At 70.6% G+C, this 15,777-nt stretch carries 13 protein-coding genes; 5 read left to right on the forward strand and 8 right to left on the reverse strand.

From position 1 onward, the window contains the following. Positions 1–34 precede the first annotated feature (34 nt). Complete coding sequence (locus SPR02S_RS04955) at positions 35–3,031, reverse strand: toll/interleukin-1 receptor domain-containing protein (RefSeq protein ID WP_063746236.1); 2,997 nt, start codon at positions 3,029–3,031, stop codon at positions 35–37. A gap of 341 nt (positions 3,032–3,372) precedes the next feature. On the opposite strand from SPR02S_RS04955, the gene SPR02S_RS04960 reads away from it, so the two are divergent. The 5 genes from SPR02S_RS04960 to msrA (SPR02S_RS04980) all read left to right on the forward strand — a co-directional run bounded on the left by SPR02S_RS04960 (position 3,373) and on the right by msrA (SPR02S_RS04980) (position 9,969). Further along, on the forward strand, positions 3,373–5,556 hold the full coding sequence (locus SPR02S_RS04960) for a glycogen debranching N-terminal domain-containing protein (protein ID WP_019055825.1): 2,184 nt from the start codon (positions 3,373–3,375) through the stop codon (positions 5,554–5,556). A 148-nt stretch (positions 5,557–5,704) separates the two neighbouring features. After that, entirely contained in the window at positions 5,705–6,883 is a 1,179-nt protein-coding gene (locus SPR02S_RS04965) for a glycosyltransferase family 4 protein (protein WP_019055826.1), read from the forward strand. Between the two features lie 183 nt (positions 6,884–7,066). After that, complete coding sequence (locus tag SPR02S_RS04970; protein ID WP_019055827.1) at positions 7,067–7,633, forward strand: dihydrofolate reductase family protein; 567 nt, start codon at positions 7,067–7,069, stop codon at positions 7,631–7,633. A 192-nt stretch (positions 7,634–7,825) separates the two neighbouring features. Beyond that, positions 7,826–9,289: an amidase gene (locus SPR02S_RS04975; protein WP_019055828.1), complete on the forward strand. Its 1,464-nt coding sequence runs from the start codon at positions 7,826–7,828 to the stop codon at positions 9,287–9,289. Positions 9,290–9,456: 167 nt separating this feature from the next. Further along, entirely contained in the window at positions 9,457–9,969 is a 513-nt protein-coding gene (gene msrA, locus SPR02S_RS04980) for a peptide-methionine (S)-S-oxide reductase MsrA (RefSeq protein ID WP_026150227.1), read from the forward strand. 75 nt (positions 9,970–10,044) lie between these two features. Here msrA (SPR02S_RS04980) and SPR02S_RS04985 read toward each other — a convergent pair whose 3' ends face one another. From SPR02S_RS04985 to SPR02S_RS05015, 7 genes are all read right to left on the reverse strand, one after another. Next, positions 10,045–10,986 (reverse strand): DUF5829 family protein, encoded by a 942-nt coding sequence (locus SPR02S_RS04985; protein ID WP_019055830.1) that lies wholly within the window; start codon positions 10,984–10,986, stop codon positions 10,045–10,047. A gap of 111 nt (positions 10,987–11,097) precedes the next feature. After that, the gene (locus tag SPR02S_RS04990; protein ID WP_019055831.1) at positions 11,098–11,406 is read right to left on the reverse strand and encodes an immunity protein CdiI family protein; all 309 of its coding nucleotides are present in this window, start codon (positions 11,404–11,406) and stop codon (positions 11,098–11,100) included. Between the two features lie 72 nt (positions 11,407–11,478). Then, positions 11,479–12,531, reverse strand: a complete 1,053-nt coding sequence (locus SPR02S_RS04995) for a threonine ammonia-lyase (RefSeq protein WP_026150228.1) — start codon at positions 12,529–12,531, stop codon at positions 11,479–11,481. Positions 12,532–12,596: 65 nt separating this feature from the next. After that, positions 12,597–13,199, reverse strand: a complete 603-nt coding sequence (locus SPR02S_RS05000; RefSeq protein ID WP_026150229.1) for a DUF4291 domain-containing protein — start codon at positions 13,197–13,199, stop codon at positions 12,597–12,599. Positions 13,200–13,380: 181 nt separating this feature from the next. Then, positions 13,381–13,827: a DUF4304 domain-containing protein gene (locus SPR02S_RS05005; protein WP_019055834.1), complete on the reverse strand. Its 447-nt coding sequence runs from the start codon at positions 13,825–13,827 to the stop codon at positions 13,381–13,383. After that, the gene (gene msrA, locus SPR02S_RS05010) at positions 13,820–14,488 is read right to left on the reverse strand and encodes a peptide-methionine (S)-S-oxide reductase MsrA (protein ID WP_019055835.1); all 669 of its coding nucleotides are present in this window, start codon (positions 14,486–14,488) and stop codon (positions 13,820–13,822) included. The genes SPR02S_RS05005 and msrA (SPR02S_RS05010) overlap by 8 nt, the downstream gene beginning before the upstream one ends. Positions 14,489–14,636: 148 nt before the next feature. Next, a complete protein-coding gene (locus tag SPR02S_RS05015; RefSeq protein ID WP_019055836.1) occupies positions 14,637–15,755 on the reverse strand; it encodes a hypothetical protein in 1,119 nt (372 codons plus the stop codon). Between the last annotated feature and the right edge of the window lie 22 nt (positions 15,756–15,777).

Genomic DNA, 15,777 nt, shown 5'->3' on the forward strand with positions numbered 1-15,777 from the left:
ACCTGAACGGCCGTCGAGGTCGGCCAGGACGCCGTCAGGGGATGTCCCGCAGTTCCTCCTCTATCTGCTCGATGAGGGGATGGTCCGCGGGGTGGATCCGTCCGTAGATCTTGCGTGCCGTCACCAGATCGTCCTGCCAGCGCTGGGGCAGTCCACCGGATTCCTTGAGGATCAGCGCCCTGCGGTAGCGGGCCTCGGCCACGTAGGGATGCTGGGCCCCGTACTTGCCGGTGTAGATGCCGATCGCGTTCGTGACCTCCGTCATCGCGGCCTCGCTGTTGCCCAGTTCGTGCAGCAGGTGCGAGTAGCGGACCAGGGCGCAGGCCCGGTCGGGGTGGTCCCGGTCGCCGTTCATATGCGGTGCGGAGAGCACCTCGTCGAAGATGTGCTTCGCCTCCGCGAGCAGCCGCTCCGCCTCGCGTTCCCCCGGGAACGACCGCTCGCGTGCGGTGGCGGAGCGCCGGTCGCGGTGGCCCCGGAACCGCGCCGCCTGCTGGCGGAGCGTCTCGCCCAGATGGACGGACGAGGAGAGGACGACCGGGTGTCCGGCCGCGTACCCGGCGCGTTCCAGGATGTCCAGGGCGGTGCGCAGATGCTGTTCTGCTCCCTCCAGGTCGTGGGAGTCGAGCAGGGCCAGGCCCAGTGACTGGTTGACGAACGCCATCGGGTTGCGGCGCGCGGGCTCGCTTCCGCCCGGGGTCCGCTCCAGGAAGTGCAGCGCTTCGCGGTGCAGGCTCACCGATTCGGTGAGCCGCCCCTGCCGCCAGCGGACCAGACCGAGATCGCACAGGCCGTCGGCCACCTTCACCGGGTTGGGTTCGTGCAGTCTGCGCAGGCGCAGCAGTGTCTGCTCCGCTGCCTCGGACGCCCCTTCGAAGTCGCCGAGTTCCCGCAGGACGCGCCCGAGCTGCATCCGGCTCTCCAGCGTGCGCGGGTCGCGGTCGCCGTCGATGCCGGCGCGGATCGCGAGCGCCTCCTCGGCGAATGTGCGGGCTTCGAGCAGTTCGGCGCTCAGCAGCTTGAGTTGGCTGAGCGAGACCAGGGTGTTGGCGACGAGCGAGTTGCGGCGGCCGCCCAGCCCCTCGCGCTGTGCCAGGGCTTCCGTCAGCAGCCGTTCCGCCTCCGCGCGGTCGCTCTGCACGCGGAAGTACTCGCCCATGCTCTGCAACAGCGTCGAGGTGTTCTCGTCGACGACACCGAGCTCCCGGCAGTGGTCCAGCACGGCCCGGGCGTGCGGGAGCAGCTCGACACACTGCGGCCAGGTCCCCTCCCGGTCCGGGTCCTCCGGGAACCAGCCGTTGACCAGGCACACCGCGGCCCGCGCGTGGTCGGTCTGCTCCGCGACGGACATCTCCTTGCGGATCACCGCCTGCACCTGCGCGTGCATCACGAGCTTCGCCTCGCCGGTCAGCAGCGAGGAGTTCCTGGCGGTCTCCCGGATACGGTGGCCGCGCGCCGGGTGCGCCACCTCGACGCGCAGCCGCTCCGGCAGCAGATCGGTGCGACCGCCGGCGGCCTCGAAGAAGTAGCCGGGGATGCCCTGCGGTGCCAGGAAGGCGCACAGCCGTAGCAGGAGGCCCACGACCTCGTCCTTCTCCTCGGCCTGCTTGAAGGAGAGGATCCAGGCGGGGGCGCCGCTGCGGCTCGCTTCCGGGCGGGTGGACGGAGCCAGCCGCGAGCGGATCTCCAGTGCCCGCAGATACCCCTCGATATCGGGATCGTCACGCAGCGACGCGGCCGCCGACTCCAGCGCGAGCGGCAGCCGGCCCAACTGGTCGACGATGCGCGCCAGTTCGACCTTGTCGTCGATGCCGCTCGCGTCGCTGAGGAAGGCCACGGCCTCCTCCGTGGTGAACGCCTCCAGGGCGATGCGGTGGCGCGGTGCGCTCCGCTGCCACACGGGGTTGACCGAGGTGATCAGGATCTGACCGCCGTCCCCGGCGTCCGGCAGCAGCTGGCGGATGGCGGAGTCGTCCTCGGCCCCGTCGTAGATCAGCAGCGCTCTGGTCCGGGGCAACTCGTGGGACAGCAACTGCTGGAGCGTCTGCTCGGGGTCACGGTCGTCGCCGTGCGCCGTGCCGCCCGCGGGCTGGTCACGGGCGGTGTGCAGGCGGTGCGCGAGATCGAGGAGGCTCGCGCGGGCGGTGGGGGCGTGCGCGGCCTCCACCCGCCAGATGACGTCGAAGAGGTCCTCGTACCGGCGGGCGTACTCGAGCGCCAGCCGGGTCTTGCCGATGCCGCTGAGCCCGTGGATCGCGCACGTCCGTACGTCGCCCGTGACATTGACCGTGCCCAGGACCTCGCGCAGCAGGGCCAGTTCCCTGCGCCGGGCCGTGAAGTGCGAGGCACCGCGCCGGTCGAAGTTGCTGATCAGCGGGCCCAGCGCCGGATAGCGCGGCTCGACCTCGCCGACGACGTGCGGGGCCGTGTACGTCGGGAGCGGCACCGCGCCGGCCTGGTGCAGACGGGCGTCGACGGTGGCGGCCGCGTCGTCGGCGGAGCGCCCGGCCAGCGTCAGCACCTCGCAGCCGGCCCAACGCGTCAACGGCGGGTTGTGATGCGCGGTCACCAGAACGAGGGCTGATCGGCTGCGGCTGCGGGCGATGCGACTCAGCCCCGGACCCTGTCCCGGACGGTGATTCATGTCGTCCAACATCCGGGAAACAATGATCAGTTCATGGTCCGGGGCCACCTCGGGAGGCGGCGGCACCTGGTGCTCCGCGGTCGCCCACGGCCGGGTGGAGGTCAGATACCCGCTGCGGCGTAACCGCCAGGCCAGCCAGTGCGCCCACGGTTCGTCACCGTGCGGATGACTGATCAGCACCTGCGGCGGGAGCCCCTCGGCCTGTTTCTGGAAGGCGCGCCCGGAGTAGGCGCTGAGGCCGGTTCCCAGGGTCAGCAGACAGATCACCAGGAACTGCAGCCAGCCGTCGACGAACTTGACCCCGGCGAGGGCGCCCGCGGCGATCGCCGCGCCCGCGACCGCGAGCACCTGATTCAGACGTCGTGCGCCCCGACTGTTACGGCGCATGGGATCCCCCCGCCCAACACCGTTCCCCGTTTGGAAGAACAAGTATGAGGCGAAAAGCGGCTCTTGACGCCGTCGTTGCGCAAACCTCCTGTGAAACGCCGTCGTTGCGTAAACCTCCCGTGAAAAGCCTCCGTTGCGCAAACCTCCTGCGAACGGCCGACGCCGCGCCGCATGATGGCTGTCGCGTCGGCGAGCCGTTATCGTGACTCACCATCAAGTGGCTGGTCAGGTGTTTTTCCGGACGAACTCCCCCACCGTTTCGGGAGGGTGCGACGCAAGCTCGACGGGCCGAGCCGGCACCGGCGCAGCCGGCCGCGCAGCGTTTTGGAAAGGTGCCATCAGTGATCGACTCCGCTCCCCTTCTGCCGGGCCGTCAGCCGTTTCTGGACGACTCGGTGATCTGCCTGGCCGCGCCGTCGTTCGCGCTGTCACCCCGGGACGGACAGCTGCGGGGAACCGGGGTCGACGGCTTCTACGACCAGGACCAACGGCTCCTCCACACGCTCCGGTTGCTCGTCGACGACCAGGAACCGGAGCACGTCGCGTATCGCACCGAGGGCTCCCGGGAGGCGTTCTTCCAGGCGGTGTGCCGGTCCTCCGAGGACCCGACCTCCGCGCCCTGGCTGCTGGTCACGCGGGAACGCGCGGTCCGGCGCCCGGACGTCGCGGTGACGGAGCCGGAGTCGGAAGCGGGTTCGGGTGACGTCGTTCTGGTGCAGAACGTCGGCCCCGCGGCGGCGCGGTTCACCCTCTCCGTGGTGGCCGCCACCGACCTCGCCGACGTGGCCACGATCAAGGCGGGGGTCCCGGCCGCCGACATCCCCGGCGAACTGGGGGAAGGCCTCGCTCCGGAAGTGCGCTGGCACAGCCCGCGAGACAACAGCGAGGTCGTGCTTCGGGCCGAGCCCGCCCCGCTGAACGACGGCGCGCTCGAACCGAAGATCACGCTGGACGACCACCGGCCCGGACTGGCCGAATTCCACTGGGAGTTGCTGCTCAAGTCGGGTGAAGAGTGGTCCGTACGACTGGTGGTGCAGGGCAAGGCCACGACGGTGGCCGACTATCCGGTACCGCCGCGGCAGCCCGCTCCCTGGGGGCCGGTCGAGGTGACCGGGCACGAGCGCATGGCCGCTCTGCTCACGAAGGGGCTGGCCGACCTGGAGGCGCTGCGGCTGGCCGAGCCGACCGCTTCCGCCGACGAGCGCGAGAACCAGTTCGTGGCCGCCGGATGCCCGTGGTTCCTCGGCCTGTTCGGCCGGGACAGCATCTGGGCGGCCCGCATGATGCTGCCGTTCGGCACCGAGCTGGCCCGCGGCACCCTCCGGACCCTGGCCCGCCGACAGGGAAGGCACCACGACGCGTTCACCGACGAGGCCCCCGGGCGGATCCTGCACGAGCTGCGACCGACGGAGACCCGGCACGGGGACGGCCTGGTGCTCCCCGCCCGCTACTACGCGTCCGTCGACGCGACCCCGCTCTTCGTCGTCCTCCTGCACGAGGCCTGGAAATGGGGTCTCGCCGAGAAAGAGGTGCGGCTGCTGCTGCCGCAGGCCCGGGCAGCGATGGAGTGGGTCGCGGCCACCCTGGGCCCCGACGACCTGATCAGCTACGGCAAGGGCCGGGCCGACGGTCTCCTGCACCAGGGCTGGAAGGACTCGCCCGACGCGATCCGCGATGCCGAGGGGTGCCGCGTGGACCCGCCCATCGCCCTGTGCGAGGTGCAGGGGTACGCCTACCAGGCCGCCGTGGGCTACGCCGAACTCCTCACCGCGCTCCAGGACGACAAGAAGCAGGCACAGGTGTGGCTGGACCGGGCGAGCCGCATCCGTGCCGCCTTCCAGCGGTCCTTCTGGGTCGAGGAACCGGACGGCCGGCGCTATCCGGCCATCGCCGTCGACGGCGCCGGACGTCCCGTCACCGGCCGGACCTCCAACATGGGGCACCTGCTGAACTCCGGCATCCTCCAGAGCGAGGAGGAGCACCGGGCGGTGGCCGAGGCGCTCATGTCGGACGGACTGCGGACACCCTGGGGGATCCGCACCCGTTCCGCGCACCTGGCCGGATTCAATCCGTTCGGTTATCACGGTGGATCGGTCTGGGCGCACGACTCCGCGATCGCCGTGCACGGGCTCGCCGCCACGGGGTTCGTCGACGAGGCCGCCACCCTGCTCGACGGGATGCTCGACGCGGCCCGGCACTTCGACCACCGGTTGCCCGAGCTCTACGCGGTCTACGCGAACTCGCGGTTCGACCGGCCGGCCCCGTATCCGCCGTCCTGCCGCCCGCAGGCCTGGGCGGCAGCCGCGGCGGCACTGCTCTGCTCCGCGATGCTCCGGGTGGACGCCGACGTCCCCGACCGCCGGCTGACGCTACGGCCGATCGCGCCCTCACGCATGGGCCTGGAATCCCCCTACGCTGTCCGGGGGTTGAGGCTCGGCGAGCGATCCGTCGACGTGACCGTCGACCTCCACGGCGGCGCGCAGGTCTCGGGCATCGACACCGAGGAGTGGCGCATCGACGCCTGAGGTTCTGGCACGACCTGTGGTTCTCGCACAACCGGAGGGTCTCGCACGACTTGAGGTTCTCGCACGACCTGAGGCAGAGCGGTCCCCGAGGAGAGGGAGACACGTGGTACGTGGCGGGCCAACGGACAGCCGGCGTTCCATAGCCCTCGTGCACTGGGCCTTTCCGCCCACGGTCGGCGGCGTCGAATCCCATCTCGCCGACTACGCCGCCTCGTTGGCGCAGCGGGGACACCGGGTGACCCTGCTGACCGGCGAACTCCGGCCGCAGCCGGTCGACCAGGTCGAGATCCTCAGCCATCGCCTCTTACGGCTGACCGAATACCGCGGCGGCGCCCCGGACGGGACCCGGGGCGCGCGGAGATGGGTGACGCCCGCCGAGGAGCGCCAGGCCGCCGAGCTGTACGCGTGGCTCGCCCGCGTGGTGGACACCCGCGGCATCCAGCTCGTGCACGGCCACAACCTGCACCACTTCTCCCCGGTACCGGCCCTGGCGCTGAACCGGCTCAGGGAACGCACCAGCACGCCGCTGCTGCACACGTACCACAGCATCTGGCCCGAGGACCCTTGGACGGCCCAGTTCTGCGCCTCCTGGGACGGCCACTTCGTGGTCTCGGAATACCTGGCCTTCGCCTGCCGGACGCACCTCGGCATCCGCGCCCGCCGCAGCTACCTGGGCATCGCCACCGGCCGGTTCCGCGATCTGCCGCCGGCCCGGGAGGACGGTCCCCGCACCGTGCTCCTGCCGGCCCGCCTCTTCCCTGACAAGGGCGCGGAGCTGGCGGTCCGCATGGTGGGCGCGCTCAGACAGAGCGGGCTGCCCGTCCGCCTGGTGCTGACCAGCCCGCACGAGGTCGTGGACTGGCACGAGGAACAGCAGGGCTTCCTCGTACGGCTCAACAAGCTGATCGACGAGCTGAGACTGCGCTCCCACGTGGACCTGGTGCCGACCCCCAAGGAGAAGATGCCGGGCCTCTACGCCCGCTCCCACGTCGTCGTCTACCCCTCGGACTACCCGGAGCCGCTGGGACTCGCCCCCCTGGAAGCGATGTCCGCCGGCCGCCCCGTCGTCGTCACGGCCACCGGCGGCCTGCCGGAGACCGTCGTCCACGGCCGGACCGGATACGTGGTGACACCGGGAGACCTCGATCAACTCAGCGACCGGGTAAGGAGTTTGCTCCTCGACCCCGTCCTCTCCCGCCGACTCGGCCAGGAAGGGCGCAGACACGTCGAGCGCCAGTTCAACCTCCAGACCTACGTCGACAAGATGTCCGCGCAGTACACGGCGCTCGTGAAGGACCGTGTCGAAGGGCTGTCACAGAGCGGCTGACGCGTGCCCGCCTCGATCGGGACGTCATGGCGGCTTGTCCGAGTCGGCCGGGTACACCACGCTGAGCCCAGAGCACGGGGGCGGCCGGCGAGCCCGGATCGCGCACCGATCAGTCCCGCACCGATGAGTTTCCCGCGCCGCGCCGGTCCACCCACCGGAGACCCACGGACGGAAGGCTGAGCCATGCGGAAACTCATCTACGGCATGAACCTGACCCTGGACGGCTACATCGCCACGGCCGGCGACGACATCGGCTGGAGCGGACCGCCGAGCGAGGAGCTGTTCCAGTGGTGGCTCGGCCAGGAGCAGGCGAGTGACCTGACGCTGTACGGGCGCAAGCTGTGGCAGACGATGAGCTCCTACTGGCCGACCGGCGACCAGCAGCCGGGCGCCACCCCGGCGGAGATCGAGTTCGCGCGGAACTGGCGGGACACACCGAAGGTGGTGTTCTCCTCGACGATCGACAAGGTCGACTGGAACACCCGCCTGGTCACCGGCGACGCGATCGCCGAGATCACCCGGCTCAAGGCCGAGGACGGCGGCCCGATGAACATCGGCGGCGCGACGCTCGGCGGGGCGGCCATGCGCGCCGGGCTGATCGACGAGTACGCGATCGCCACCCATCCGGTCCTGGTGGGCAGCGGCACGCCGTTCTTCGCCGCGCTGGACAGCTGGGTGCACCTGAACCTGGTGGAGACCCGGACGCTTCCCGGCGGCGTGGTCCTGACCAGGTACGAGACGAGGCGCTGAGCAGGTACGAGATGTGGCGCTGAGCAGGTACGAGACGAGGCGCTGAGCAGGTACGAGATGTGGCGCTGAGCGGGTACGAGATGAGGAGCTGAGCAACAGCACCCACGCGCCGGCCACCGGACCCGGCACGTCAACTCCGTTGCGCGAAGCGACATTTCGTGGCTCCTCCCCATGGTCGTTACGGTCGGATCCATGGAGCAGAATCCGTGGAATTTCCCGACGGCCGAAGAACTCGCCACCGCCCTGCGCGCCGGCGAAACGACCTCGGCGGAACTGACCGACGAGGCGATCACCCGTATCGAGCGGCACGACAAGGCGATCAACGCGATCTGCGTGCCGGACTTCGACCGCGCCCGGGCCGCCGCACACGCCGCCGACCGGGCCCGCGCCCGCGGCGAGGACCGGCCGCTGCTCGGCATCCCGGTGACGGTCAAGGAGTCGTACGACATCGCCGGGCTGCCCACGACCTGGGGCATGCCGACGCACCGGACGTACGTGCCCGCCGAGGACGCGGTGCAGGTGTCACGGCTCAGGGCCGCGGGCGCGGTGCTGCTCGGCAAGACCAATGTGCCGCTGAGCCTGCAGGACGTGCAGAGCTTCAACGAGATCTACGGCACCACCAACAACCCCTGGGATCACGGCCGTACATCGGGCGGATCCTCCGGCGGATCGGCGGCGGCCCTCGCGCTCGGGTTCGGCGCGCTGTCCATCGGATCCGACATCGGGGGTTCGCTGCGCACGCCCGCGCATTTCTGCGGTGTCTACGCGCACAAGCCGACGCTCGGTCTTGCGGCGAGCCGTGGCATGGTCCCGCCGACCGCGCAGGCCCTCCCGGTCGAATCCGACCTCGCCGTCGTCGGTCCGATGGCGCGCACCGCCCGTGACCTCACGCTCCTGCTCGACGTCATGGCCGGACCGGACCCGCTGACCCACGGTGTGGCGTACGACGTGACGCTGCCGCCCGCGCGCCACGAGCGGCTCGGCGACTTCCGGGTCCTGGTCCTCGACGAGCATCCGCTCATCGCGACCGGGGCCGCGGTGCGGGCGGGCGTGCACCGGGTGGCCGACGCGCTCGCCGACGCCGGCGCCCGCGTCGAACGGCACACTCCACTGCTGCCCGACCTGACCGAAGCCGCGCTGATCTACGCGCAGTTGCACTTCTCGGGCGCCGTCGCGGGTTTTCCCGACGAGGCGTACGAGTACTTCCGCACCCGCGCCGCCGGACTGAGCGCGGACGACCACAGTCTCGACGCGGCGCGGCTGCGCGGCATGGTGTTCAGTCACCGGGACTGGATCCGGGCGAACCATCGCCGCGAGCTGCACCGGCACGGCTGGCGGCAGCTCTTCGGCGCGTTCGACGCCGTGGTGTGTCCCGTCACGCCGACTCCCGCGTTCCCGCACGACCACGACCCCGACCTGATGGCACGCCGACTCGACATCGACGGCGTGGAGTATCCCTACCTCGACCAGCTCGTGTGGGCCGGCCTGGCCACCATGCCCGGGCTGCCGGCCACGGCTGTACCGGCGGGGCGGTCGCCGGAGGGGCTGCCGGTGGGGGTGCAGATCGTCGGGCCGATGTTCGAGGACCGGACTCCGCTGCGGCTGGCGGAACTGCTGGAGGAGCGGATCGGCGGCTTCCGGGCGCCGGGGGCGTAGGGGCGGAGGGGGAGGAGGGGGAGGTGAGCAGGTCGCCGGGCGCGGAATCGCGCGGGGCCCTCGTGCGTTGAGCACACTGGGTAGGGGACGCCGGCGGCGTACGAGCCGAGTGACCGGGCCGACCCAGCTGCCCGAGTGATCGAGCTGACGGAAATTGGAGGGTCGCGATGGCTGCGCAGACGCAGAGGGCCGTGCTTGCGGGCGGATGCTTCTGGGGGATGGAGGAGCTGGTCCGCCGACTCCCGGGCGTGACCGCGACCCGGGTCGGCTACACCGGGGGAGACGTGCCGAACGCGACGTACCGTAACCACGGCACGCACGCGGAGGCCATCGAGATCCTCTACGACCCGGAGCGGACCGACTACCGCGCGCTCCTGGAGTTCTTCTTCCAGATCCACGACCCGAGCACCAAGAACCGCCAGGGCAACGACATAGGCCTCAGCTACCGCTCGGCGATCTACTACGTCGACGACGAGCAGAAGCGCGTGGCCGAGGACACGATCGCGGACGTGGACGCGTCGGGCCTGTGGCCGGGCAAGGTCGTCACCGAGGTGGAGCCGGTCGGTCCCTTCTGGGAGGCCGAGCCGGAGCACCAGGACTACCTCCAGCGGTACCCCGACGGCTACACCTGCCACTTCCCGCGGCCGGGCTGGCGCCTGCCGGCCCGCGCGGAGGGCTGACGCCGAGGCGAGTAGTACGGCATCCAGAGGCGTGCGCCCCCTTCCTTCGGTGGACGGGGGCGCACGCACTGTTGTCTAGCGGGTGGTGCCGTTCGTGCCGTTCTCGGCGAACGTCCACACCGCACGGCTGCCGGGGCCGACGGTGAGGGTCGAGTTGCCGATCCGCTCCACGTGCCGGTCCTTCACGGGCCGGTTGAGGGACATGTCGACCTGCCGGTATCCCGTTTGTTCCCGGGGTACGACGTCGAGCCGGATCGTGGTGCCGCCGCCCTCCGCGACGACGCCCCCGCCCGTCACGGTCCGGACGCTGAACCCGCCGGCCCGCAGCAGCGGCACGGTGTCGGCGAGGTCGCCCGCGGTGACCGCGATCCGGACGGCGGTCACGTCCCGCATCAGGTGGGTGCGGTAGTCGTCGGAGAGGTAGCGCTCCCGGCCGACGTCACCGGGGAAACTCGGCGGCTCGGTGTTGCTGCGCGGGTCGGCGAAGTACTCCGCCCGGTACTCCATCCCCCAGGCATCGAAGGCGTCGTACTGGGTGTCGGTGAGGACGGCGTCGAACCACGGCACGGGTACACCGTCGCCGAAGTCCTTGGTCTGGAGGAAGTCGATGGGTTCGGCGACCCCCTCGGCCTTCAGCCGTTCCTTGACCGTCGCCAGTTCGCCGGCGCGTTCGACCGAGAGGCCGAGTCCGGCGGAGCCGAGCGTCCCGTCCTGACCGGGGACGTCACCGATCCCGAGCAGTTCCAGGTAGGTCTCGCGGCCCATCAGATAACGGCCGGTCCAGGTCTGGCCGCCGCTACCGGTTGTGGTGCGGACCTGGAAGTTGGCGAACTCCCGCAGGTAGTCGGAGTGCTCGATGGCGTCGGCGGTCTCCCGGTCGAAGACTCCGAAGGAGTGGTTGTAGAACAGCAACTGCCGATCGTACGAGCCACCCGAGCCCTGGTTCCCCTCGGCCTGTGCCGTCCCCACCCCACCCCCGATCGCTCCGGCGAGAGCCACAGCGAGCACGATGATCATCCGTAGTGTGCGACGAATCAACATGCGCGGGATCGTAGGGCGGGGAGGGGGGTGGCCGCCGGTCTTTGTGAACGGGGTCGAAATGCTTGACACGGCGAGCGGGAACGGTGGCTACAACAGTCTCTCGTCCCGGACCACCCAGCCGGTGCCCAACTCACGGCGCAGCGCCTCCAGCGCGGCCCGCGCCTGCTGTGTGAACAGCTGCAGTTCGTCGTCGGACCACGGGGACGGGCCCGGCGGACAGTCCCAGTCGATCGACGACTGGTACCGCTCGGACAGCCGCGTCAGCTCGGCCCGGGTGGCCGGGGTGATCGGCAGGCGCTCGACCTCGCAGGGGTAGCCGTAGGGACTGTCCATGTCGTCCGGCCACAACGGGGTGTCCACGCCGGCCTCGAAGAAGAAGCGCAGGTACTGGATCACGCCGCAGCCTCTCATGACGTCCATCGGGGTCGGGCGGAGTCAGGCCCTGTGAGGGAGGGAAGCCGCGCCGACTCAGCGGTGATGGCCGACCCAACCCTGATAGGCATCCACGTCGACATTGCTGCCGCACACGATGGTGACCACATGCCGGCCCGCGAAACGGTCACGGTCTTCCAGGACCGCCGCGATGCCGAGCGCGGCCGACGGTTCGACGACGAGGCTGGCATGGTCGAGGAGCATCCGCATACCGGCGATGATCGACTCCTCGCGCACCAGAACGGCATCGTCGGCGACCAGCAGAAGATCGTCCAGGACGGCCGGGATGGGGCGGCGGCCGGCGACGCCGTCGGCGATGGTGTCGGTCGAGTCGGTGGTGACGACGTGCCGACTGTGCCACGAGCGCGTCATCGCGGGTGCGCCCAGCGGCTGGACGCAGATCACCTCGACGCCGGGCGCCAGAGCCTTCATCACATGCCCCACGCCGGTGGCCATCGCCCCACCGCCGAGAGCGATCAGGACGGTGTCGAACGGCGGCGCGGTGCCCGTCAGTTCGGCCAGTTCGGCCAGTTCGGCCAGTTCGGCCAGTTCCGTCTGTTCCGCCTGTTGTCCTTTTGGTTCCAGCAGTTCCAGCAGTTCCAGGCCGATGGTGGCCGCGCCCTCGCAGGTCTCGAGGTCCAGGCTGTCCTCGACCAGCCGGATGCCGTCGTACCGCGCGATGTCCGCCGCCCGCTCCCGCGCCAACTCGTGGTCGCCGTCGACCAGTTCCAGCGTGGCGCCCAGCGCGCGGATGCGATCCAGCTTGGCCACGGTCGCGAAGCGGGACGCCACGACGGTCACATCGAGCCCCCGGCCACGACCGGACCAGGCGAGGGCCTGACCGAGGTTGCCCGCACTGGCACACACCACGGCCCGCGGACCACGCTCGGCCAGCAGACTCGCGACCACCTCGGTACCGCGCCCCTTGAAACTGCGCACCGGGTTCGCCGTCTCGAGCTTGATACTCACCGCACACCCGAGACCGGGCTCCAACGCCTCACAGCGGTACAGCGGCGTATCGAGAAACACCGGGTCGATCACCCGGCGAGCGGCCCGGATCCGTGCGATGTCGAGACGGGTCTGCTGCACGACACGGGAGCGTAGCGGCACCGGCGCTGTTCCCTCCGGGGACCGTCGTCGCCGGTGTGCATCCGTCATCCCTGCAGGTGGGCAAGGAGTCCGTCCGGTCCGTCTCCAAGTGGGTACGGGCGTTCCCGGGGCAGCAGTCGGGCGGCGGAGTCGAGGTCACCGCCGCTGACGAGCGCCCGGATCTCATCGGCGAGCGGTGTCACGTCCCGGATGGTCACCGTCCACTCGTCCGCGTAGCGGCGCACGGCCTCACCGGACAGACCGAGTTGCAGGGCACGGTAGGGCAGGGGCTGCAGGCGCAGATCCCGCTCCGGATCCCACTGCACGCGGGCGGGCGCACGCTTCAACTCCCGCTGCCAGGCGGCCCGGTCGGGATGCACCCCGCTGACGTAACTCGACAGACACGCGTGTCGCAGCGCCCACTCGAAACCGTCACGACTGATCTCGACAGCGAGGACGGTCTCCTGCCCTGCCTTCGCACCCCAGCCGCAGCGGTACATCATCCACAGGAACGAGGGCTTGATCCACGTCATCCGGTCCCGCTTCCACGCGGCGGGAAAGCGGCCCTCGCGGGCGGCGGGCAGGCCGATGTCCGGGGGATACGCCTGGTAGACGGTGATCGTGGACTCCGAGTGGACCGCACGGATTCCGCGCTGCGGTTCTTCCATGGCGTACAGGGTGCGGGCCGAGCAACACACAAAGCCACCGGTTTTCGACGGCCGTTCACCTGCGACTGTCGTTCGCTACGGCGGGTGGGCTACCGGTCGCGGTACCGCTCGTGAGTCGCTGGTGCCGCGGTGGCTCGCAGCAGCTCCTCACCAGCTCGGCTGTCCAGCAGCCCGCCCCTCATCAACGCCGCCGCTCCCGAATGGCAGGCAACGCATACTCCGTCACCGCGCTGATGACCCCACGGGCAACCGGCTCCGGGTCGGCCGTGGCCGAGATGGTCCACCAGGTGTCGCGGTCCGCGGGGAGGAGTCGGCCTATGTGGCTGTGCCAGGCCGCGGGCCCGTACACGGTGTTCGGGCTGGGGCGGGCGGGCAGGTGCGGCTCGCGTCTGCGGGCCTGGGCCCAGCCGAGCTTGTCGGCCACGGTCACGTTGAGCGTGAACTCGACCTGCCCCGCCGTGGTGCGCGCGGCCTTCTGGAAACCGATGAGCGCCCAGGTCTCGAGATGGGGCAGTTCGTACGTCTGCCCCGAACCCTTGAAACCGAGCGCACGCAGACCGGGAGCGATCCGCGCCCGCATCAACGAGGTGAACGCCTGCTGCGCGGTGGGCGCGGAGCCGTCAGCCATCGGTCGGCGCCACGCCTATCGGGCAGGACACTCCGGTGCCGCCGATCCCGCAGTAGCCCGCCGGATTCTTGTCGAGGTACTGCTGGTGGTACCCCTCGGCCGGATAGAACTCCCGCCCCTCCGCAGGGAGTACCTCCGTGCTGATCGTGCCGTAGCGCGAGCCCGTGAGGACCCGCTGGTAGGCGGCGCGGGACGCTTCCGCCGCGGCGGCCTGCTCGGGGGTGTGCGTGTAGATCGCCGAGCGGTACTGCGTACCCACATCGCCGCCCTGGCGGAAGCCCTGCGTCGGGTTGTGCGACTCCCAGAACGTCTTCAGCAGCCGCTCGTACGAGATCAGCTTCGGGTCGTAGACCACGCGGACCGCCTCCGTGTGACCGGTCAGGCCCGAGCAGACCTCCTCGTACGTCGGGTTCTCGGTGTAGCCGCCCTGGTAACCGACCAGCGTCGTCCACACCCCCACCGGCAGCCGCCAGAACGTGCGCTCCGCACCCCAGAAGCATCCCAGTCCGAAGTCGGCGACCCGCAAGTGCTCGGGGTACGGACCGAGCAACGGGCCGCCGAGAACAGCGTGCCGATCGGGGACCGTGAACACCCGCTCCGGCCGACCCTGCAAAGCCTGTTCGGGGGACGGCAGTTGGGGCGTACGACTGTGCAGGAACATACGATCTCCAATCGGGCCACAACGAGGGTCCGCACCCCGTGAACGGGCGAGCCCCTCCGAGAATTCCGCCTTCCTGTCAGTACGACCCGTTTCGTGTACGACCGCCCCGGCACCCGGCACCCGACATCCAGTGCTCGGCACCTGGCACTCAGCGCGGCAGGCTCGCCGGACTCCCGCCGTTCGCCTCGTACCCCGCCACCGCGAGCGCCCGATAGACCGCGAACTCCCCAGCCGGGTCCGGGGACAGGGTCCAGGGAAGCGCACCGACATGGCCGTCGATGTGTATGAGCTGGTTCATCGCCTCGGACCAACGCTCCGCGCGGACCAGGAAGAAGACCAGGAGATGGCGGACGTGCGCCAGCATCGGGTCGTCGGGGCGGGCCGCGTGGACGGCGAAGAGCGCGCCGTGGATCGCCTTCTCCACGACCTCGCTCTGGTAGAAGCTGCTGACCAGGTTCACCTCGGGGAGGTGCTCGAAGACCGCGAAGAGCGGCATCGCGGCGAGGAGGGAGCCCTGCGGGGCCCGCGCGGCGGCCGCCTCCGCGAACGAGTTCGCCAGCTCGCGCGAACCGTGCCACTTCTCGCACCAGTAGTGCAGGGCCGCCAGATGCGCCCCCATGTGGGCCGGCGCGCGGTCCAGGATCTTCAGCCACACCTGCTCGAACTCCGGCTGCGGATACGTCAGTCCGCGCGCCACCGACAGCTCGACGATGTACGGGACCGGGTCACCGGGGGAGAGGAGCGCCGCCTGCCCGCAGGCGTCCCGCGCCTCCTCCATGATGATCCGGAACTCGTCCGTCCCCCGCGTCGACGTACGCCACGCCTGCTGCACCAGGAACTCCGCGTGGACGGCCGCGCCGCCCGCGTCCTTCGGGTGCTCCAGCCGCCACACCCGCAGCCACTGCCCGCCCGGCGTCTCGCTGACCCCGCCGGGCCGCTGCTGCAGCTCCAGCGAGGCGGCGCCCGCGAAGGCCTGCACGCGCTGCCAGCGCAGCTCGCCCGTGATCTCCGTGCCGGCCAGCAACTGCATCGCCGCGCGGTAGTCCTGCGTGCGCTGCACCAGGTCGAGGACGTCCAGCAGGTCCTGGTCGGGGCCGGGCATGCGGATGTCCAGCTCCTCCTCGGGCGCGAAGCCGTAGGCCGCCGGGTCCGCGGCGTCCGGGTGGCCCGGCGATACCTGCTCGATCGCCCCGCGCCTGCGCCGCAGGAACGGGACCAGCACGAAGCCCATCATGACCAGCGCCATCAGGACCCAGAGAATCTCCATGCCACAAGCGAACCAGACGCGT

The organism is Streptomyces prunicolor NBRC 13075 (genome assembly GCF_000367365.1).
GTDB lineage: Bacteria > Actinomycetota > Actinomycetes > Streptomycetales > Streptomycetaceae > Streptomyces > Streptomyces prunicolor.